The sequence below is a fragment of the uncultured Lamprocystis sp. genome, from assembly GCF_903933125.1.
Taxonomy (GTDB): Bacteria; Pseudomonadota; Gammaproteobacteria; order Chromatiales; family Chromatiaceae; genus Thiodictyon.
In genome coordinates this window covers 16,568-35,399 of sequence record NZ_CAIZIZ010000502.1, presented here as the reverse complement: position 1 = coordinate 35,399, position 18,832 = coordinate 16,568, and the positions used below count along the sequence as shown (strand labels likewise).

Sequence of the window (18,832 nt, the reverse complement as noted above, 5' to 3'; positions counted from 1 at the left end):
TGGTGCGCCGCACCAGTTGGGCGGCGGCGAATTTCGTCAACTCAACCGCAGACCCGGACGCCCTCGTTATTTCCCGCCAGGATTGGCAACGCGTGCTGAATCAACTGGCCTCGACTCCCTGAAATGGCCAAAGTCGAGCTGAAGAATCTTCTTGAAATTGAAATCCTTTTTAAGCTGCAAGAGGGTCTTCTTGGCTTCGAGAACGTCCTTGGGCTCCTGCCCACGCTTGGGGAGGTCGAACAGGGTGTCATCGAACTGCGCCGGGTAGGGCCGATAGAGAATGATGCTGTCGGCGCCATTGGACCAGACGGCCACCGGCGCGCCTTTGGCGTTCATATAGCTCTTGAGCTGCTCGATACCGTCCTTTCGCTTGGGCCGTTTGCACTCGATGATGAGCTTGGGCGTCGTCTTGGTCGCGTCCGTGTAGACGATGATGTCCGCCGACTTGGTGCCGATCTCGGTGCCGAATTGAACGCTCTTTTCCAGGTCGATCTGGTCCGCATGGTAGCCGTACTGGTGAATCAGCTTGTAGACCCAGAGTTGGCGAATGATCTCCTCCGGCGCCGATTTACCGCCCTCGACATAGACCTGAACCTCCTCGTTCCCGGAAGAAAATGGAATGAAGCTTTTCAGGAAATACTTGGTTTTCCCCGCGTCCTTCCCGGTCGCGATCACTTTTGGGTAGATCGTGAGGATCTCGTGAATCGGCTTGCCGAGGTTCTCGAACTCGGTCAGCATCGTACTGGATGCCGGGTTCCTTGAAGATACGGTCGATGACGTCCTTGGTCTGCATCGTGACTCGCTCGCTCATGGTGTGGTCGCCTGACTTGAAGCGCTCAATGTCCGTGATCCGTCGGCGTTTCGTCCTGACTCAGGCCCTGCTCTGCGACGATCCAAGGTCAGAAGCGAAAGACCAGTTGCACGCCGAACATATCCCAGTGTTCCGCCAGCCGCCCCGGATCCAGGTTTTCCCGCGTCGAGAGAATGAAGGTTCCCTGGTGGCGTTCGTAGTCGGCGCGGACCATCCAATGGGGGGTGATGTCCCAGCGAATGCCGATCCCGGAAACTCTTGAATACGCCGTGCAACTCGGAATCAACCCGCCGGTCGAGGCCGCAAGGTCGCGTCCGTCCCGGTCGCGGCGGTCGGCAAACCCTTCCTGGTAACGCAGCATGAGTTCAACAGGCGGTTGCGGGCGCCAGGTGCCTTGGACAGAGTAGACCTCGGTCCGGATGCTGCGGTCAGGTGGGAAAACGCCGAAATCCCGCCATTGCAAGGGTTCGCCGGCATATTCGGCCGTCAGGCAAAAAGCGACATGGAGGTCATTCCTGTCCGGCAGCACGAAGACCCTCACGGGCCGCTTGTCCGGCCAGCGGACGAGGTGCATTGCGAAATAGAGTCACGCCTCGTTCCTGGTCAACGCGTGTTGGGAAACATCCAGGTTGGCGATGGGTTGCTGGGGTTGCGCCGCTCCCGCGGCCAGTGTCGCCCGGAGGCCGGCAAGTTCGGCTAGAAGCGTACGCGGCGACCGGTCGCCGTTCACGCAGGCCAGTCGCAGTGGGCGATCGACCCCACGGCCAAGCGAGCACTCCATTCAAGCCAAGGCGCGAAGCAACTCGCAATGCCGTGTCGGTTACAGGTTGAAGCACTGGAGGAGTGGGCGTTTGGTTACCGTTTCGGTGCGGTGGCGATTTTCAAGGGTGGTGGCGTCCTCTGCCCAAGTGCCGGCCAAGTCGGTGAGTTTCGCCTCATGTGCGCAACGCGAAGGGGTAGGGCGGCGAGTGGTCAGCGATGCGTTCCGGTGCCATCTGGTGAATGGTCCTTGATCCATTCCCGCATCGCGTCATTGACGCGCGTTTGCCAACCCTTCCCGGTCAGCTTCAGGGCGGTCAACACATCGGCATCAAAGCGGATCGTTGTTGGAACCTTGGTGGGTGCTCGCTGCGGACCGCGGCGACGAGCGGCCAGTGCCGCCCGGATCGCGGGAATCCCGCCCTCGCGGACGACAACGGCATTGCGTCGGGCGGCGGCCTCCGCTAAATCGTTCTCACGCGACCAGCAATTCCCGATGCTTCTGCCGTAACTTCGTCAGCTTGGGCGAAATGACGGCCTGGCAATACCCCTGATGGGGGTTCTGCCGATAGTAGTTCTGGTGGTACTCCTCGGCCGGGTAGACGATGGGGAGCGGGGCCACTTCGGTGACGATGGGGCGCGCAAACGCCTGCTCCTGCGTCAGTTTGGCGATCAACTCCGCGGCGGTCTCCCGCTGGGCGTCCGCGTGATAATAGATCACCGAGCGGTACTGGGTGCCCACGTCGGCTCCCTGGGCGTTCAGGGTGGTCGGGTCATGGATGGTGAAGAAGACCTCCAGGATGGTCCGATAGTCGATCAGGGCGTTGTCGAAGGTGATCTGGACGACCTCGGCGTGTCCGGTGGTGCCGGCACAGACCTGCCGGTAGTTCGGGTTGGGCACGCTGCCGCCGGCATAGCCGGAGACGACCGACGTGACGCCCCGCACGTCCAGGAAGGCCGCCTCCAGACACCAGAAACACCCGCCGCCCAGCGTTGCGGTTTCGCTTGCCATCATCTTGTCCTCTTGCGCTTGCAGTGACTGTCAGTTGCCGGCCGGGCTTGGCGAATTCAACCGCCGGGAGAGCCGACGGCGGCGAGGTGTGATCAGAAGTGATGAGGCGAGGCCTTTCGGTAGGATGGGCAGAGCGAGAGCGATGCCCATCCTACGTGCGTCCGCGACCACATCACTTCGGAATCCACCACGCCGCTGTCGGCGGCGGCGCGCGGAGTTGGTACCCATGCTCGCTTGCAGGCACAATGACTGACCAAACCGCGCTGCCCTGATCTGATGCCACATCCCCGCTTTCGTCTTATTACATTCGACCTCGACGACACCGTCTGGCCGTGCGAGCCGGTAATCCGCGCCGCCGAGGAGGCGGTGCTGGACTGGCTCCGCGCGCGCGCCCCGCGCCTGACCGACCGCCATAACCGGCTCAGCCTGCGGGAGCATCGCGGCCGGCTCATGGCCGAGCGGCCGGAGCTCGCCCACGACCTGGGGCTGATCCGCCGGCTGTCCATCGCGACCCTGCTGACCGAACTGGAGTACCCGGCGGAGCTGGCCGACCGCCTGGCCGCGGAGGCGCTGGCGGTTTTCATGGAACAGCGCAACCGTATCGCGCCCTTCGCCGATGCGGAGCCGGTGCTGCGCCGACTGGGGGCCGACTACTTGCTGGTCTCCATCACCAACGGCAATGCCGACCCGGAGCTGACACCGCTGTCCGGCGTCTTTCATCACCATGTCACCGCCGCGCGCGCGGGCGCGGCCAAGCCGGACCCGACGGTGTTCAGCCTGGCCTTGGCGTTGGCCGGGTGCGCGCCGGGCGAATGTCTGCACCTGGGTGACGAGCCCTATCTGGATGTGGAGGGCGCGCGGCGGCTGGGGATCGAGGCGATCTGGGTGAATCGCTCCGGTCGAAGCTGGCCGACCGACCTGGATCCGCCGATCCTGACCATTACCGATCTGCATCAACTGGCCGACTGGCTCGACGGCCGGCCGCTGGTTTCAACCCCTGCCGAGGCGTCCGGAGCACCCGATGGAGTTTGATCTGCTTGCCACCCAGGGACTGGCCCGTCGCGGACGCCTGCGCTTTCCCCGCGGCACGGTGGAGACCCCGGCCTTCATGCCGGTCGGCACCTACGGTACGGTCAAGGCCATGACCCCGGAGGAGCTGACCGACCTCGGTGCCGAGATCGTGCTGGGGAACACCTTTCACCTGATGCTGCGCCCAGGGGTGGAGGTGATCCGCCGCTGCGGCGACCTGCACCGTTTCATGCACTGGGAAGGCCCCATCCTCACTGACTCGGGCGGGTTCCAGGTCTTCAGCCTGGGCGACCTGCGCAAGATCACGGAAGCCGGGGTGCGCTTCCAATCCCCGATCGATGGCAGCCCGGTTTTTCTGGGGCCGGAGGAGTCGATGGCGGTGCAGCGCGCGCTCGGCTCCGACATCGTGATGATTTTCGACGAGTGCACGCCCTATCCGGCGGACCTCGAAACCGCCCGGGTGTCCATGGAACTCTCCCTGCGCTGGGCGGCACGCTCCCGGCAGGCCCATGGCGACAACCCGTCGGCCCTGTTCGGCATCGTCCAGGGCGGAATGCACGAATCACTGCGCGAAGCGTCGCTGACCGGGCTGACGCGCATCGGCTTCGATGGCTACGCGGTCGGCGGCCTCGCGGTGGGCGAGCCCGAACCGGACCGCCTGCGCGTCCTGGACTTCCTGGCGGATCGGCTGCCGGCCGATCGGCCCCGCTATCTGATGGGCGTCGGCACCCCGGAAGACATCGTCGCCGCCGTCTGCCGCGGCATCGACATGTTCGACTGTGTGATGCCCACGCGTCACGCCAGGAACGGCTGGCTCTTCACCCACCAGGGGACGGTCCGCATCCGCAACGCGGTCCACCGCACCGATGACGGCCCCCTGGACCCGCTGTGTGGCTGTGCCACCTGCCGCAACTACAGCCGTGCGTATCTACACCATCTCGACAAATGCCGTGAGATCCTGGGCTCCCGCCTCAACACCATCCATAACCTGTTCTACTATCAGACCCTGATGCGGGGCCTGCGCGAGGCCATCGCGGCCGGCGCTCTGGAGTCTTTCATCACCGAGTTTCGGCGCCGGCGCGAGGTGGGGGCGGCCGAATCAGCGTCCGGCGAACAGGAATGACCTGGCGGGTTCGGCGGTATTATGATCGAGGCCGAGGCCCATAGCGCCGATCCACCGACCGAACCAGTTGAACCGCCCACGACGCCATCGTCCGCCGCGCCCATGACGACCCGGTCGTCGAGCGCGCCAACGGGCGTATCCACATCCTCACGGACCTCACTGCCGAGCCCGGGCGCATCGTCTTCCGGGACAACGGCATCGGCATGTCCCGCCGGGACCTCGAAACCTTCCTCTCCACCGTCGGGCGCTCCGGCACCCGCGCCGCCGCGGGTGACGCCCCGGACGTCATCGGCCAGTTCGGCATCGGCTTCCTCTCCGGATTCGTGGTCGGCGCCCGGGTTACGGTGCGCACCCGCCACTGGCGCGACTCGCTCGACGCCGGCTGCCTGTGGGAGAACGACGGCACCAAGGACTACAGCATCCGCTCCTGCGTGGTGGAGCAGCCCGGCACCGAGGTCATCGTCCATCTCGCGAGCGCCGAGGACCGCGGACTGCTCCAGGACGAGGCGGTCAAGAAGGTGATCCGCGACTATGCGGACATGCTCAAGGTTCCGATCTATCTCAACGACCCCAACCAGCAGGGCAGCCCGGTCAACACCCGCACCATGCCTTGGGAGCGCACCGGATCCTCGGACTCCGAGATGCGGCTCGACTGCCTGATCTATCTGGAGAAGACGGTTCCGGGCAGCGTGCTGGATCGGCAATGGCATCTGTTGCTACGAAACGAGATCGAGCGGATCAATCCGGTGCAACCGCGGCGTGCGGCCATCCATGCCGAGATCGGGCAACTCGTCAGGGCCGGCGGCATCGTCCCCATCGACCCGACCGGGTTTCCGATCGGGGACGCGATGCCGAAGTCGAGTTGGTCAAGGCGCTGGTGGACCTCGCCTACCGGGCATTCGGTGTCCCCGACGTTGGTTTTGGATGTGTTGCCGCGGCCCGCGCCGACCACCGAACACCCCCAACATCGGTGCTTGGACAAAGGTTACGACTGCGCCCGGGTCGACGCGGTTGTGTGTTGCAGAGATCGCATAGGATCGCTCATCCCCCGTCGGCTCAGGGCGCGGCCTTGATCCCCGCCGCCTGAAGCAGGGCGCGGACATGTTCCACTGGAATTGCATAGGTGATGCCGCTGGGGTCGGAGAGTGCGACTTCTTTGGTTCCCTTGATGAAGACGCTGTTGATGACTCCCACCACCCGCCCGGAGTCGGGCTCATACAGCGGTGATCCCGAGTTACCGGGGTAGGCGGTGGCGTCCAACTGGATGATGTTGAAGGGCTCGCTCAGGCGCTTCACCATCTCGGTGGTCAAGTCGCGAGCCGAACCGACCGGGATCACGATCGGCGCGATGGCCGCAACGATGCCCTGATGGGTCGCGGGGAACAGGCCCAGGGCGTTGAGGATCGGGTAACCGGTAAAGGCGACCGCCTCGCCTTCGCGCAGATCCGTGCCCCGGCCCAGGGCCAAGGGCGGCAGCGGTGCGCCGCCGAAGCGCAACAAGGCCAGGTCATGGGTCTCATCGCGGCGTACCAGATCAGCCTCCCGGACCTGGACCTGGTCCTGACCCGTCGGGACAAAGAGGGCATAGACCTCACGTCGGTTGGCGTCGAGCCGCGGCGGCAATACATGGGCGTTCGTGACGGCGTGGTTGCCCGCGACGACGAATCCGCTGCCGCGCAGGTCATGCGGTTGTGCGCGTACCCTCATGTAGGTGCCCACCGCGACGACGCCGCGCTTGATCGACACCAGGGTGTCCGGCAGGCCGGCGGCTGCCGTGGGCAGCGTCTGGTGCAGGCACAGGGTCAGGACGATCGATGACCACAGAGAAACCCGGGTGGATCGCGTGTTCCGGCCGGCTCCTGGGTTGTTGTCCGGACGAACGCGGCGGTCTCGCCACGCGCGAAGCGGCCGACGCTCCGCGCATCTCGCGATGCCGGGCGATTCAATGAGGGTGGATCCCGACTGGTGCATGACAGGTCCGTGGTTCCCTGGGAGTTGTCGATAGTGTAGACGCTCCGGCACTGACCGGGCGGCGCACCTGCCTGATGCAGCAATTCCCAATTTGGGCGGCATCGCGCGATCCCTGGTGGATGCGGCGCGCGCGACCGCCGTGCCTGGCCCCTGACACCGAGCGGCGCGCCTTATCCACCCTACAGCGGAGCCGGTTTTGTAGGGTGGATAAGCGCAGCGCATCCACCATCAGCCTCGCGGCCGGCACGCTGTTGGCGGCGGCCACCCAAATTTGGAACTGCTGTGCCTGATGCCGATGCTCAGTCAGGTTCCGCGGCTGGCGTGTCGGTACCGGCGCAACCCTCGTGTGCGTCCCCGGGCGCCGCCTGCAGGCGCGCGCAGTAGTCCGAAAAATGACGCAAAAACAGTGCTTCCAGGTCATCAATGACGACTGCTGCGTCACGGCCCTGAAGCACATGAGCGGACATCAGGGCCGAGGTTTCGTTGAGCATGGGGCCGCGATCGAGCATGGTGTAGGTGCGGGAGAGGCGGCGGATGGCGGCGATGACGGTCTCCTGTTCCGGTCGCGGCAGCGGCGTGGGTGCAACGGGCGGAGCGGGCGCGGCGGCCGGTTGCCGACCCGCGGCGAGGAACTCGGCAAAGGCCAGCAGGGTGCGCCGATCGTCCTCGCCCAGGGAACGGAACAGTCGCGTCAGGCGGGGCTCGTCAGTGCCATGCCGCAGGGCTCGATGGTCATTCATGGCGGTTACTTCAGGGTATCGCCCCGGCCGCTCAAGGCTCAGCGCGGGAGCGGCAGTAAGCGCGGGCAAACTCCAGGAGTTCCTCCATCACCCGCAGGCGAAACTTTTGCTTTTGGTGCACGAATGAGAAGGGACGATCCAGCGGCGGGTCCAGATTCACCGCCACCAGGGTGCCGAGCCGTAATTCTTTCTGGATGGTCGCCCGCGATACGACGGACACCCCCATCCCGGCCTCTACCGCACCCTTCACGGCCTCAGGGCTGCCAAGTTCCATCGCGATTTTCAGGACGGCATGGCACGCCGGCAACTGCCCCAGGTAGTCGCTGATCACTTCGCGTGTGCCCGAGCCCTCCTCGCGGCAGATGAAGGGGTACTCCAGCAGGCGGGCGAAGGTGAGTTGTTCCGCTCCGGCCAGGGCATGCCCTGGGGGCAGGATGGCAACCAGTTGATCGCGTTTGCAGTTTTCCACCACCAGGTTTTTGTTGCTGACCGGTGCCTCCACCACTCCCAGATCAATGGCATTGTTCTCGACCATGGAGACAATGCCCTCGCTGTTGGAGACCTTTAGGTGAATGGTAACGTCCGGATAACGCTCCTTGAAATCGCCGAGCAGGGTGGGGAGCATGTACTCGGCGATGGTGGTGCTGGCACCGATGGTGAGGGCTCCGCTGATCTCGCCGGTGATCGCGCGCACCGCGTTCTCCATTTCAGCATAGAGCTCGAAGATCCGATCCGCGTAGGAGAACACCTGACGGCCGGCGTCCGTCAGGTTGATCCGGTTGTGGGTGCGGTCGAACAACCGGGTATTGAAGTGCTCCTCCAACTGGCGGACCTGAAAGGTGACCGCCGGCTGCGTCATGTGCAGGCTGTCCGCGGCCTTGGTAAAGCTCAGGAGTCGCGCGACGGTGTGGAATACCTGGAGTCTGCGGTCCGCCATCCGGGTCGATCTCGGTGAATGCATCAATAAAAAGCGCTTATATCACACAAACCTGATGTTTGGTGAGTTTCATCGTAATTTCAATGGCATTGTCGTATGTCCGGCGCTGTTGATCCGGATCTGGCGGGCGTTGCTTTTGTGCAACTGCAATTTTGTTGCAACAAGTGGTGGAAATCCGCCGTCGCTTGGCCTACAGTTCCAAGCGGTCGTCAATCGTCGCGAATAGACGGATTTACATGGTATTTCTTCTTGCACGCAAGGGCTTGGCAGGCTTCTCCCAGGGCAGCTCGTCTGGTCGCAACCGCACAACGCGCGGTGGCCGGCAGAGGTCGAAGTGGGGCGCTGGACGGGGCGATCGAACCGAATTTGCAACAGGCAACCTTGTTTCAGGGGGATCTCTCATGTACGAAAAATACGCAGGTTCAGTCGCGACAGCCTTGGTCGCCGCAGTCATCGGCACCTTTGGTGCTCATGGCGGTGTGCAGGCCTCCGGTTTTCTATTGCCCGAAGCCTCGACCGCGGGTATCGGTACCGCGAACGCGATGGTTGCCAACCCCACGGAGGTTGGCGCCATTCCCTACAACGCGGCGGCCATGGGGTTTCAGGATAAATCCAGTCTCGCGCTGGGCGCCCTGCTGATCGGGCCGTCCTTCTCGGTGACCAACGCCACCGGGACCCATGACAGCAACGGGGCCGAGTGGGTCGGCGCACCCCTGTTGCAGGCGGCCATCAAGCTTAACGAGCAGTGGCGGGTGGGCGTCGGGCTGAACGCGCCCTACGGTTTGGAGACGCGCTGGGCTTATGGGACCTTCCCGGCGCTGAGCCAATCGCGCACTGTTCCCGGGCTCGGCACCGTCCCGACCGGCAATCACCCAACCGCCAGCAAACTGGAGATCCTGGATCTGGTGCCGACCGCGGCCTTTCGAGTCAACGACACGCTGAGCTTGGCCCTTGGTCTGGATATCTACTCAGCCCAGACCGCGCAACTGGACTCCAACCTCGGACAGATGGAAGGCAGCGGCTATGGACTGGGTTTCAACCTGGGCGTCATGTACCGCATCCAGGCCCTGTCGCTGGGCCTGACCTATCGTTCTGCCGCCACCCTGGACATCGAGGGCAGTTACGCGCCATCCAACATGCTGCTGGTCGCGGCGGGGCGGCTCCAGCAGGGGCAGCGTGCCAGCGTGGATCTGAATCTGCCCTGGCGTCTGCAACTCGGGGCGCGCTATGCGTTCACCGAGACGATCGCTGCCGAATTCGATTGGAGCTACACCGGCTGGGAGGAGTTCGACCGCCTGGAGATCAACGGAAATCGCACCGGCACCCTGATCTTTGCCGATACCAATGCCTGGAGCAACTCCAACGCCTATCGCCTGGGTCTGACCTGGCAAGTGCAGCCGCAGACCCAGTTGCGCGTCGGCTATGCCTATGACGAGACGGGTCAGAGTGACGATCACTTCAGTGCCAGGGTCCCGGACAGCGACCGCCAGCTCTTCGGTATCGGCATCGCGCAGGGACTTGGCAACGGGTTCTCGGTCGAGGCGAGTTACGCCTATGTCTTGGGGGAGAATCGGACGTTCACGGCGGCCACCCCTTACACGGGCGGCGAAGTCAATGGGACATCGGCGCTCGACGGTAAATACGAGATGGATGCCAATATCATCGGGATCGAGCTGGTCAAGACCTTCTGAGGCGACTGACACGATGATCGAGCCCGCGGTGCGGTCGCAAATGAGGAGCGCCCGCCCCGCGGGCGATCATCGGCCCGCGGGGCGCCCGGTCAGATGTAGAGACAGATGTCGCTCTGGCCGGCAAATTCAAAAAATGCCGCGGCCCCGGCGTACTCGACCCCGTCGATGAACTGGGTGGAGTCCATGTCGAACAGGTCCACGGTCATCTGGCAGGCGATCAGCTTGACCTCGGCCTCCTGGCAGAGTTCGCGCAGTTGTTCGATGCTGGCGACTCCCTTCTTCTTCATTTTGGCCTTCATCATGCTCGTCATGACACCCTGCATGAACGGCAGGGCCGTGAGGATGACCGGCATAAATTTCTCCATGCCGCCGGGCATGGGCATTCCGGGATTGCCCAGGGGCGTGACCTGCAGGTCCAGCTTCTTCTTGAGCAGCTGTAGTCCGTAGAAGGTGAAAAAAATCTGCACCTCGTAATCCAGCGCGGCGGCGGTCGAGGCCAGGATGAAAGGGGGATAGGCCCAATCGAGTGAACCCTTGGTAGCGATGATAGCGAGCTTTTTCTGAGCCATCGGTTCCTCCGGAAAATTGTTGTAAGTTCAGTCGCTGACCGGCATGGTCGCCGACTGGAGACGCTGCGCTTGGTTTGATCGGAACCGCTGTCAAGACCGCGGCAAGCCGATGGTCATCATGGGCTGAGTGTCGAGGCTCAGCACTTCTTGATCAGAAAGTGGAATTTGCCGCCTTCTTCTTTGGATTCGATCAGATCGTTGCCGGTCTGCTTGGCAAAGGCGTCGAAGTCCTTGACCGAGCCGGGGTCGGTGGCGATGACGTGTAACACCTGCCCCGGGGTCATCGCATTCAGGGTTTTCTTCGCGCGCAGGATGGGCAGTGGGCAGTTCAGGCCGCTGGCGTCGAGTTCTTGATCATGAGCCATGGGGAACCTCCGGAGTTTCGCTGTTTTAGAATATGTGAAAACACTAGAGTACGTATTTTTAAGCGAAAGCTGGACAAAAGGCAAGGAAGAGGCGGCCGGACGGCCAACGTTCGATACCCTGGGGAGCGGGCACTGGTGGCGAATTGCGCTCAAACCTCCGCGATCGGGAGAGTTCGCCACTAGTGTCGGGAGCGCGCCGACGTAGCCGCGCTGTCCCGCGGCGGGCTCACGCGAAAAAAAGCCCGCGCGGCCCAAGGGGCCGCGCGGGCTGGTCAGTCACTGACCGATCAGGCCGCTGAGTGCTCGTTGAGCCACTTGCCGATGGCGGGGGTGACCTCCTTCTGGGCCTTGCCGCTGACATAGATCCCGATGTGCCCGCCGGGGAAGGCGAGTTCGGAATAGTCACCGCTGGAGGTCAGCGTCTTGAGGGCGCGCGAGGCATCCGGCGGGACCAGGTGGTCTTGCAGGGCGTAGATGTTGAGGACCGGGCAGGTCAGGTCCTTGAGGTTCACCTCGCGGTCGCCCAGGATCACGCCGCCGTTGATGAAGCCGTTCTTCTGGAAGAAGTCCTTGGCAAATTGCCGGAAGGTCTCGCCCGCCTGATCGGGGCTGTCGAAAATCCATTTCTCCATCCGCAGGAAATTCTTGACCTTGTCCGGATCGTCGAGCACATCGACCATATTGACGTATTTCTGGCCGGTGAGGCTGAACGGCTTCAGGGACAGGAAGGTCCAGTTGAGCAACTCGCCGGGGACGTTGCCCATGGTATCCACGGCCAGATCGATATCCATGGCGCGCGTCCAACTGGCAAGCAGGTTGCCCGGTGCCTCGAAATCGACCGGGGTCACCATGGTCACCAGATTCTTGACCTTCTCCTGATGCATGGAGGTGTACATCAGGCTGAAGGCGCCGCCCTGGCAGATACCCAGGATGTTGATGGCGTCCAGCCCATGCGACTCGCGGATATAGTCGACGCAGTTGTCGATGTAGCCGTTGATATAGTCGTCCAAGGTCAAGGACCGATCGGCTCCGTCCGGATAGCCCCAATCGATCAGATAGACATCCTGGCCGGTGGCCAGCAGGCCCTTGATGGTCGAGCGATCCTCCTGGATGTCGGCCATGTAGGGCCGGTTGACCAGGGCGTAGACGATCAAGAGCGGCACCGGCTTGGGCGTGATGCCCTCGGGGGTGTCGTAGCGATACAGCACCAGCTTGTCTTCCTTGTAGACCGGGTGCTTGGGGCTGACGCCCGTGTCGATCTTGTCCGCGTTCAGCAGGTTCTCCATGCCCTGGCCAAGCTTGCGGGTGTAGTCCAGCATTTCTTCAGCCAGTTTGTCCGGCCGGATGTCGATTGGAATCACTTGGTTCTCTCCTCGTTTGATGGGTTCTGCCTGAGGCCCCCGGTGCGGCTGGGGACTGGAATGAGGCATGCGCTACTTGGTGGCGGGCTTGGCCGCGGCGGGCTTGGCTGCCGTGCTCTTCTTGCTGTCCGGCCCTTCGATCAGCGCGGTCCGCGGCCCCCCGGCCATCCCCTTGGGCGCTTCGCCGCCGAGCAGGGTCTGGACCTGTTGCTGCAGGGCGTGCAGGTCACGGCGCATCCGCTTGTTTTCGCGGCGGGTCTCCTGGAGGCGGTCCTGCAGCGTCCGGATTTCGGTGCGCGTGGGCATGTTCAGGGCGCCCAGGTTCTCGTCGACCATGATCCCCATGCGGTGCTTCAACGCCATCTGGGTGTTGACGAGCTTGCCGTGCAGCTCGGCGTAGTGCGGCGTGCTCACCTCTTCCGCGTAGACGGCCTCGCAGCAGCCGACCCAGTTGTCATAGATGGCGCGGGCCGAATCGATGGTTTTGCCGCTCTGGATCAGGTCTTGCATGTAGCTGCGCATGCGCTCGACCGCTTTGAGCCCGAGTTTGGAGTTGAAGCTCAGATAGTCCTGAAGGGCTTTCTGATAGTCGATCGAACAGCGCATCAGCGCCTGGTATTGGGCCTGCTCTTCACGGTGGTAGCCGAGTCCGGGGGCCGACAGCAGTCGATCCACGTTCCCTTGCATGTCCCCGTGAGGCATGTTGCGCAGGAAGTCTCCGGGCATCGGCGACATGGACGAGACCATGCGCTGCCAGTTGTCATACGGCAGTTCCCAGAAGGCCATCAGGCGGTGCAGGCTGTTGCCGCCGTCGTCCACCGAGCCGCGGAAGCCTTTCTGCATGTCTTCCAGGGTCTTGGTGAAGGCGGACCAGCCATCGACGCCGCCGTTGGCGCCCGGGAGGAAGGTCTCGGCCATTTTGAAGAAGGCCTTGCCCTGATCCATCATCCGCTCCATGAACTGCTTGGACGCGTCCGGGGCAGCCGGCGAGAGCGCCTTCCACCAATGATCCATGGCCGCCTCCCAGGGGGCGGTCGGACTCCCGCCTGCCACGCCCATGGCCTTCTGGCTCATCGCCATCCAGTTCTCCCAGTACTTGCGCTGGGTCTCCATCCAGTCGTTGGAAAAAAAGCTATCGTTGTTCACGTTGTAACCTCCTCTGGTGTAAGTTCCGGAACGCTAACACGGAAATTTGTGCACTGCAACAATCTCCGCTATGATGCACGGCTAGGAGGACTCAAGGGGCATTCGACCCCCGTCATAGACCGCTTCGCCGCCGCCTTGACTGTCGGCTGGTGCACGGGTGCGCTTGTCGCCATCTCGTGTGGTCCTCCGCAATCAGGCCGTACTATTCTAACCAGCCACAGGGCAGACCACACCAATGAGCGAGAACATCGTCATCGTCGCGGCGGCACGGACCGCGGTCGGCAGCTTCGGCGGCAGTCTTTCCACCCTCACGGCGAGCGAGCTCGGCTCAACCGTACTCAAGGCTTTGCTGGACCAGACCGGCGTTGCCCCGGACCAGATCGACGAAGTCATCCTGGGTCAAGTGCTGACCGCGGGAGTCGGTCAGAACCCGGCGCGCCAGACCGTCATCAAGGCCGGCCTGCCCCATCAGGTTCCGGCCATGACCATCAATAAGGTTTGCGGCAGCGGGTTGAAAGCGGTGCAGTTGGCGATGCAGGCGATTGCCTGCGGGGACGCGCAGATCGTCATCGCCGGCGGCCAGGAGAGTATGAGCCAGTCGGCCCACATTCTGCCGCGTTCCCGCGAGGGTCAGCGGATGGGCGACTGGAAGATGGTGGACACCATGATCGTCGACGGGCTGTGGGACGCCTTCAACCAGGTTCACATGGGTGTCACCGCCGAAAATATCGCCAAGAAATACGCGTTCAGCCGCGAAGCTCAGGACGCCTTTGCCGCCGGTTCGCAGCAGAAGGCCGAGGCCGCGATCAAGGCCGGTCGCTTTGTCGATGAGATCGTCCCGGTCAGCATCCCCCAGCGCAAGGGGGATCCGCTGATCGTCGCCCAGGACGAATTTCCGCGTCCCGGCACGACCGCCGAGTCCCTGGGTAAGCTCAAGCCGGCCTTCGACAAGGCGGGTACCGTGACCGCGGGCAACGCCTCCGGCATCAACGACGGCGCCGCCATGGTCATGGTCATGACCGCGTCCAAGGCCAAGGAATTGGGTCTCAAGCCGCTGGCGCGCTTGGTCGCCTTCGCCTCCGCCGGTGTGGACCCGGCGATCATGGGCACCGGCCCGATCCCCGCCACCACCAAGTGTCTGGAGAAGGCTGGATGGACGCCCGCTGACCTCGACCTGGTCGAAGCCAACGAGGCTTTTGCCGCCCAGGCGATGTCGGTCAACCAGGAGATCGGCTGGGACCTGAGCAAGGTGAACGTGAATGGCGGCGCCATCTCCCTGGGTCACCCGATCGGCGCTTCCGGCGCGCGGGTGCTGGTGACCCTGCTGCATGAGATGCAGAAGCGCGATGCCAAAAAGGGCCTGGCGACCCTGTGTATCGGCGGTGGTCAGGGTGTCGCGCTGGCGGTTGAGCGCGACTAGCACTTGGGCGACCCTGGCCGCTACGCGCGACGGCCGGGGAATGCCGGGTAAACGCGCAAGCGCGTTGGGACTGACCCAGTGGTCCGAGTTAGGATGCCCCGTTGCCGCACTGCGGTACACTTGGGCTCGCAATCATCCACTCAGGCAAATGCAATGAGTCGCGAGCGCATTATCAAGAAGTACCCTAACCGGCGTCTGTACGATACGGAGCTCAGTCACTACATTACCCTGGCGGACGTGCGTGCCCTGGTCATGGACTCCGCCGAGTTCCGGGTGGTGGATGCAGCCAACGACAGCGATATCACCCGTGCCATCCTGCTCCAGATCATGTTGGAGGAGGAAAGCGGCGGCGAACCGCTGTTCAGCGCCAACATGCTGTCGCAGATCATCCGTTTTTACGGCGGTACCGTGCAGGGATTGTTTGCCCGTTATCTGGAAAGTTCACTGGACCTGTTCGCCAAGCAGCAGAAGCAGTTGACCGAGGCGTGGGGCGACAGCCCTTTCGATGCGGTGACCCGCGTCACGAAGCGCAATATGGATCTCTGGTCGAACCTCCAGGACGAGTTCATGCGTGCGGCCGGTTTCCCGCTGGGCCAAGAGCGTAAGAAAAAAGTTTAATTCAAAATATTGCGAAACTCTTCCTTGACAGGTGCGGATCTTGCGACTATTGTGCACTGCAACAAATGCTGCATTGCAACAAATTGCCGGAGACCGATAATGACCTCTGCAGAAACACTGAAAACCGTTAACGAGATCACCAACAAGGGCGTGGCGCAGATGACCAGTCTGGGCGAGATCAACCTGCGCTACTTCGAGCGGCTGGCCGCGCGTCAGATCGATGCGCTCAATCTGTCCGTCGAGCACGGCAACCGGCTGATGAAGCTGGCCTCCGAGTCCGCGGACTTCGGCGCGTTCGTGAAGGGCCAAGTGGCGGTCGCCACGGAACTGAGCGAGCGCGTGGTGAGCGAGTCCAAGGCCAACATGGATCTGGCCGATCAGGCCCGTGACGACTATCGCGCCTGGTTCGAGAAAAACATGGCCGTCGTCAGCGCGGATCTGCGTAAGGGTGTCGTCATCGCCTGAGTTCTGGTGATAACATCCGTGCAGTCCACGGAGGGACTGCCATTTTCAACGCCTGGTCCGTGATCGGACCAGGCGTTGAAAATGGGGAAAAGGTAACCCCAACTCGTCGTCCGATCCAAGGGCGGCTTGAAGAACTTCAAAAACCAAGAACCTGGAGGAGAGAGAGAATGGCACGAATTGCACTGGTCACCGGCGGCATTGGCGGCATCGGTTCCGAGATCTGCACGCGTCTGGCGACTGACGGCGCGACCGTGATTGCCAACCATATCCCGCAGGAGACCGCTCAGGCCGAGGCCTGGAAGGCCGAGCGCATCGCCGCTGGTCTGAACGTCGACATCGCCGTCGGTGACGTGTCGTCGTTCGATGATTGTGCGCGCATGGTCGCCGAGATCACCGCCAAGCACGGCCCGATCGACATCCTGGTGAACTGCGCCGGCATCACCAAGGACGGAACCTTCAAGAAGATGGCACCGGCCCAATGGAATGCCGTCATCGGCGTCAACCTGAACAGCGTCTTCAACGTGACCCGTCAGGTTTGGGAAGGGATGTTGGATCGTGGTTATGGCCGCATCGTCAACATTTCGTCGGTCAATGGTCAGCGCGGACAGTTCGGTCAGACCAACTATTCGGCGGCCAAGGCCGGCATGCACGGGTTTACGATGGCGTTGGCGCAAGAGGGTGCTGCGAAGGGCATCACGGTCAACACCCTGTCTCCCGGTTATGTTGATACTCCGATGACGCTGGCGATGGATGAGAAGGTCCGTAACTCGATCATCAGCGGCATCCCGATGCGTCGCATGGCCCAGCCGGCCGAGATCGCCTCCGCGGTAGCCTTCCTGGTCTCCGACGCGAACGGTTATGTCACTGGTTCCAATATCCAGGTGAACGGCGGCCTGTTCATGCACTGATTGGTTTCACGAACTGAGGGGAGCGGCAGATAACAACACGAACGCCGCCCCAGGAACTCAACCGAGTCCTCCTCGTCTCTCTCAAAATGAGACGTTCCAGCCCGGCACCCCGCCGGGCTTTTTTTTGTCAAGAAGAACAGCACCGGCGGCTGGGTGCGCCGCGGCCAATTAAGCGCCTTCCGAAGGCTCGGTGACGCTTTCCATGGCCTGATCGAAATAGCGATAGCCGGGGCGTTCGGTGTCCCTTTTCACCCGCTTGTATAGCCGCCACACCTGCCAGGCATAGGCGAGCAGTCCAGTGTAGGTGGTCCAGACCTCCCGGACGCGGCTTGGGTAGAAGACCCAGGGGCGCTCGATGGGGAGCTCCGGCCGGCGTTCGGTGCGGATCTTGCGGCGCAGAAACCCGCCCTGGAGCGGGTGGACCCGCTCGAATTTCAAGCAACCGTAAAACTCCAGTGCGATCTCCATGATCCGCTTTGGGTTGCGGTCGAAAGCCGCGGCGCGGCGCATCAGCGTCTCCAGGTGCTCCAGGGAGTAATAGCTGTCCCAGGCCGCGCGATAAATCCCCTGCCATTGCGCTTTGGTCATCCGCGGGTGGCTGGTGCAGACATGCTCCAGGTCATAGATGTTCAGGTCTGAGTCCAGCGGTCCGTGGTGGTTGTGTATCGTTTGGTGGTCCACTGAGCCGGGCAGGGGGGTCAGGCAGAAAAACTCCAGGATATCGAGCGGAAGCTCTCGCTTGATGGTCTCAATGTCGGCCAGGATGCCCGCCGGCGTGTCGTCGGGAAAGCCCAGGATGTAGCCGCAATAGGTCGTTATCCGTTGCTGCTGCCACGCCAGCAGCATGGTGCGGTAATTGGCGATCTTGTTCTGTTTCTTGTTGGCGGACTTCAAGTTGGCCGGATTGACGTTCTCCAGCCCGAGGAAGACCCGGGAGACGCCGGCCGCCCGTGCCTTCGTCACGAAGCCGGGCAATGTGTAACACATCGTGTCCACCTGGATGGTGAAGTTGAGCTTGACCCCGAGTTCCCGGCGGACCGCGGCGATCCGGTCGAAGATCGCCTCCCAGTTGCGGTTGCGCGCAAAGTTGTCGTCGGTGATGAAATAGTGCCGGATGCCCGCGGCCAGGTTGGTGCGCAGCAGCCGCTCGATGTCTTCCGGGTCACGGAAGCGGGATTTGCGCCCCTGGACATTGATGATGGTGCAGAAGCTGCACAGGAAGGGGCAGCCGCGCCCGGCATCGAAGATCCCGGGCATGGGCGAATAGCGGCGCGCCACCTCCGGCGGCAGATAGGGCAGGGCCTGACCTTGCAGTTCAGGCAGTTCGCTCATGAAGTTGTAGAGTGGTTCCAGCCGCAGTGCAGAGGCCGCGCGCAGCAGGTCCGCGAAGTGCTCCTCCGCCTCGCCCGCGAAGAGCGAGATGCCAAGCGCCTGCGCCTCCTTCAGCTCCGGGGGCAGGTCCGGGAGCATGGCCAGGCAACCGCTGACATGAAAACCGCCGATCACCACCTGGACTCCGCCCTGTCGGAAGCGCCGCGCGAGATCCAATGCACGGGGGAACTGGTTGGACTGTACCCCCACCAGACAGACCAGACCGCGCCCGCCGTTGCGCCGGATGCGGCGGATGATCCGCGCCACCGGCACTACCGTGTTGGTCTCGTCATAGACCGCCGTGGCGATCTCCACGTCGGGTCCCAGGACCTGGATGGCGTTGGCGTGGCGCGTGAGACCGCAGAGGGTCGCCAGCGAGTTCGACGGAATCCACGCCTTGACCCACTGGATGACATAGCCGTCGTCGTCGTAGTGCGACGGCTTGATCAGTTCTACCAAGAAGCGGGTGGTCGTGATGGGCTTGGCGCTGCGCATAGTGAGGAATCCCGGGCGAGGCGTAACCGCAACGGCCCACG

21 protein-coding genes are annotated in these 18,832 nt (G+C 63.0%); 9 read left to right on the top strand and 12 right to left on the bottom strand.

All coding sequences use genetic code 11. The features are described 5' to 3' along the window. Window positions 1-66: 66 nt before the first annotated feature. From QZY03_RS27560 to msrA, 4 genes are all read right to left on the bottom strand, one after another. A complete protein-coding gene (locus QZY03_RS27560; RefSeq protein WP_295586850.1) occupies window positions 67-738 on the bottom strand; it encodes a type I restriction enzyme HsdR N-terminal domain-containing protein in 672 nt (223 codons plus the stop codon). A gap of 161 nt (window positions 739-899) precedes the next feature. Then, a complete protein-coding gene (locus QZY03_RS27555; RefSeq protein ID WP_295586848.1) occupies window positions 900-1,352 on the bottom strand; it encodes a hypothetical protein in 453 nt (150 codons plus the stop codon). A 431-nt stretch (window positions 1,353-1,783) separates the two neighbouring features. Beyond that, window positions 1,784-2,068, bottom strand: a complete 285-nt coding sequence (locus QZY03_RS32300) for a BrnA antitoxin family protein (protein WP_363169719.1) — start codon at window positions 2,066-2,068, stop codon at window positions 1,784-1,786. Next, the gene (gene msrA, locus QZY03_RS27550; protein ID WP_295586855.1) at window positions 2,046-2,582 is read right to left on the bottom strand and encodes a peptide-methionine (S)-S-oxide reductase MsrA; all 537 of its coding nucleotides are present in this window, start codon (window positions 2,580-2,582) and stop codon (window positions 2,046-2,048) included. Before msrA ends, QZY03_RS32300 begins: the two co-directional genes overlap by 23 nt. 276 nt (window positions 2,583-2,858) lie before the next feature. On the opposite strand from msrA, the gene QZY03_RS27545 reads away from it, so the two are divergent. The 3 genes from QZY03_RS27545 (at window position 2,859) to QZY03_RS27535 (ending at window position 5,807) form a co-directional block, all read left to right on the top strand. Then, complete coding sequence (locus QZY03_RS27545) at window positions 2,859-3,614, top strand: HAD family hydrolase (protein WP_295586846.1); 756 nt, start codon at window positions 2,859-2,861, stop codon at window positions 3,612-3,614. Continuing rightward, on the top strand, window positions 3,604-4,734 hold the full coding sequence (gene tgt / locus QZY03_RS27540) for a tRNA guanosine(34) transglycosylase Tgt (RefSeq protein WP_295586844.1): 1,131 nt from the start codon (window positions 3,604-3,606) through the stop codon (window positions 4,732-4,734). The genes QZY03_RS27545 and tgt overlap by 11 nt, the downstream gene beginning before the upstream one ends. Before the next feature lie 86 nt (window positions 4,735-4,820). Further along, the gene (locus QZY03_RS27535) at window positions 4,821-5,807 is read left to right on the top strand and encodes an ATP-binding protein (RefSeq protein ID WP_366935563.1); all 987 of its coding nucleotides are present in this window, start codon (window positions 4,821-4,823) and stop codon (window positions 5,805-5,807) included. Here the strand turns inward: QZY03_RS27535 and QZY03_RS27530 are convergent. Next, complete coding sequence (locus tag QZY03_RS27530; protein ID WP_295586842.1) at window positions 5,791-6,705, bottom strand: S1C family serine protease; 915 nt, start codon at window positions 6,703-6,705, stop codon at window positions 5,791-5,793. The genes QZY03_RS27535 and QZY03_RS27530 overlap by 17 nt on opposite strands. A 74-nt stretch (window positions 6,706-6,779) precedes the next feature. On the opposite strand from QZY03_RS27530, the gene QZY03_RS27525 reads away from it, so the two are divergent. Further along, a complete protein-coding gene (locus QZY03_RS27525) occupies window positions 6,780-6,995 on the top strand; it encodes a hypothetical protein (protein ID WP_295586840.1) in 216 nt (71 codons plus the stop codon). Window positions 6,996-7,004: 9 nt separating this feature from the next. Here QZY03_RS27525 and QZY03_RS27520 read toward each other — a convergent pair whose 3' ends face one another. Both QZY03_RS27520 and QZY03_RS27515 read right to left on the bottom strand, forming a co-directional pair. Continuing rightward, a complete protein-coding gene (locus QZY03_RS27520) occupies window positions 7,005-7,445 on the bottom strand; it encodes a hypothetical protein (RefSeq protein WP_295586838.1) in 441 nt (146 codons plus the stop codon). Window positions 7,446-7,476: 31 nt separating this feature from the next. Further along, window positions 7,477-8,382, bottom strand: a complete 906-nt coding sequence (locus QZY03_RS27515) for a selenium metabolism-associated LysR family transcriptional regulator (protein WP_295586836.1) — start codon at window positions 8,380-8,382, stop codon at window positions 7,477-7,479. A gap of 401 nt (window positions 8,383-8,783) precedes the next feature. On the opposite strand from QZY03_RS27515, the gene QZY03_RS27510 reads away from it, so the two are divergent. Further along, window positions 8,784-10,073 carry an OmpP1/FadL family transporter gene (locus tag QZY03_RS27510; RefSeq protein ID WP_295586834.1) on the top strand — a complete coding sequence of 430 codons (1,290 nt, stop codon included), beginning with the start codon at window positions 8,784-8,786 and terminating at the stop codon, window positions 10,071-10,073. An 89-nt stretch (window positions 10,074-10,162) separates the two neighbouring features. Here QZY03_RS27510 and QZY03_RS27505 read toward each other — a convergent pair whose 3' ends face one another. The 4 genes from QZY03_RS27505 to phaE all read right to left on the bottom strand — a co-directional run bounded on the left by QZY03_RS27505 (window position 10,163) and on the right by phaE (window position 13,514). Continuing rightward, window positions 10,163-10,642, bottom strand: coding sequence for a DsrE/DsrF/DrsH-like family protein (locus QZY03_RS27505; protein ID WP_295586832.1), 480 nt, complete (start codon window positions 10,640-10,642; stop codon window positions 10,163-10,165). 137 nt (window positions 10,643-10,779) lie between these two features. Further along, the gene (locus tag QZY03_RS27500; RefSeq protein ID WP_020506580.1) at window positions 10,780-11,007 is read right to left on the bottom strand and encodes a sulfurtransferase TusA family protein; all 228 of its coding nucleotides are present in this window, start codon (window positions 11,005-11,007) and stop codon (window positions 10,780-10,782) included. A gap of 287 nt (window positions 11,008-11,294) precedes the next feature. Beyond that, window positions 11,295-12,368, bottom strand: a complete 1,074-nt coding sequence (locus QZY03_RS27495) for a class III poly(R)-hydroxyalkanoic acid synthase subunit PhaC (RefSeq protein WP_295586830.1) — start codon at window positions 12,366-12,368, stop codon at window positions 11,295-11,297. Window positions 12,369-12,440: 72 nt separating this feature from the next. Continuing rightward, window positions 12,441-13,514: a class III poly(R)-hydroxyalkanoic acid synthase subunit PhaE gene (gene phaE / locus QZY03_RS27490; RefSeq protein ID WP_295586828.1), complete on the bottom strand. Its 1,074-nt coding sequence runs from the start codon at window positions 13,512-13,514 to the stop codon at window positions 12,441-12,443. Window positions 13,515-13,749: 235 nt separating this feature from the next. On the opposite strand from phaE, the gene QZY03_RS27485 reads away from it, so the two are divergent. The 4 genes from QZY03_RS27485 to phbB all read left to right on the top strand — a co-directional run bounded on the left by QZY03_RS27485 (window position 13,750) and on the right by phbB (window position 16,925). Further along, window positions 13,750-14,934 carry an acetyl-CoA C-acetyltransferase gene (locus QZY03_RS27485; protein WP_295586826.1) on the top strand — a complete coding sequence of 395 codons (1,185 nt, stop codon included), beginning with the start codon at window positions 13,750-13,752 and terminating at the stop codon, window positions 14,932-14,934. Window positions 14,935-15,087: 153 nt separating this feature from the next. Beyond that, window positions 15,088-15,552 carry a polyhydroxyalkanoate synthesis repressor PhaR gene (gene phaR, locus QZY03_RS27480; RefSeq protein ID WP_295586824.1) on the top strand — a complete coding sequence of 155 codons (465 nt, stop codon included), beginning with the start codon at window positions 15,088-15,090 and terminating at the stop codon, window positions 15,550-15,552. A gap of 99 nt (window positions 15,553-15,651) precedes the next feature. Continuing rightward, on the top strand, window positions 15,652-16,017 hold the full coding sequence (locus QZY03_RS27475) for a phasin family protein (RefSeq protein ID WP_295586823.1): 366 nt from the start codon (window positions 15,652-15,654) through the stop codon (window positions 16,015-16,017). Between the two features lie 167 nt (window positions 16,018-16,184). After that, window positions 16,185-16,925 (top strand): acetoacetyl-CoA reductase, encoded by a 741-nt coding sequence (gene phbB / locus QZY03_RS27470; RefSeq protein WP_295586852.1) that lies wholly within the window; start codon window positions 16,185-16,187, stop codon window positions 16,923-16,925. A 168-nt stretch (window positions 16,926-17,093) separates the two neighbouring features. On the opposite strand, the gene QZY03_RS27465 is transcribed toward phbB, so the two are convergent. Continuing rightward, window positions 17,094-18,791, bottom strand: a complete 1,698-nt coding sequence (locus QZY03_RS27465) for a radical SAM protein (RefSeq protein WP_295586821.1) — start codon at window positions 18,789-18,791, stop codon at window positions 17,094-17,096. Window positions 18,792-18,832 lie beyond the last annotated feature (41 nt).

Coding starts and splice junctions, on each gene's coding strand:
- QZY03_RS27475 (WP_295586823.1), top strand. CDS start 15,652: ATGACCTCTGCAGAAACACTGAAAACCGTTAACGAGATCACCAACAAG.
- QZY03_RS27545 (WP_295586846.1), top strand. CDS start 2,859: ATGCCACATCCCCGCTTTCGTCTTATTACATTCGACCTCGACGACACC.
- QZY03_RS27505 (WP_295586832.1), bottom strand. CDS start 10,642: ATGGCTCAGAAAAAGCTCGCTATCATCGCTACCAAGGGTTCACTCGAT.
- QZY03_RS27485 (WP_295586826.1), top strand. CDS start 13,750: ATGAGCGAGAACATCGTCATCGTCGCGGCGGCACGGACCGCGGTCGGC.
- tgt (WP_295586844.1), top strand. CDS start 3,604: ATGGAGTTTGATCTGCTTGCCACCCAGGGACTGGCCCGTCGCGGACGC.
- QZY03_RS27500 (WP_020506580.1), bottom strand. CDS start 11,007: ATGGCTCATGATCAAGAACTCGACGCCAGCGGCCTGAACTGCCCACTG.
- phaR (WP_295586824.1), top strand. CDS start 15,088: ATGAGTCGCGAGCGCATTATCAAGAAGTACCCTAACCGGCGTCTGTAC.
- QZY03_RS27525 (WP_295586840.1), top strand. CDS start 6,780: ATGCAGCAATTCCCAATTTGGGCGGCATCGCGCGATCCCTGGTGGATG.
- phbB (WP_295586852.1), top strand. CDS start 16,185: ATGGCACGAATTGCACTGGTCACCGGCGGCATTGGCGGCATCGGTTCC.
- QZY03_RS27465 (WP_295586821.1), bottom strand. CDS start 18,791: ATGCGCAGCGCCAAGCCCATCACGACCACCCGCTTCTTGGTAGAACTG.
- QZY03_RS27510 (WP_295586834.1), top strand. CDS start 8,784: ATGTACGAAAAATACGCAGGTTCAGTCGCGACAGCCTTGGTCGCCGCA.
- QZY03_RS27530 (WP_295586842.1), bottom strand. CDS start 6,705: ATGCACCAGTCGGGATCCACCCTCATTGAATCGCCCGGCATCGCGAGA.
- msrA (WP_295586855.1), bottom strand. CDS start 2,582: ATGGCAAGCGAAACCGCAACGCTGGGCGGCGGGTGTTTCTGGTGTCTG.
- QZY03_RS27520 (WP_295586838.1), bottom strand. CDS start 7,445: ATGAATGACCATCGAGCCCTGCGGCATGGCACTGACGAGCCCCGCCTG.
- QZY03_RS27560 (WP_295586850.1), bottom strand. CDS start 738: ATGCTGACCGAGTTCGAGAACCTCGGCAAGCCGATTCACGAGATCCTC.
- QZY03_RS27515 (WP_295586836.1), bottom strand. CDS start 8,382: ATGGCGGACCGCAGACTCCAGGTATTCCACACCGTCGCGCGACTCCTG.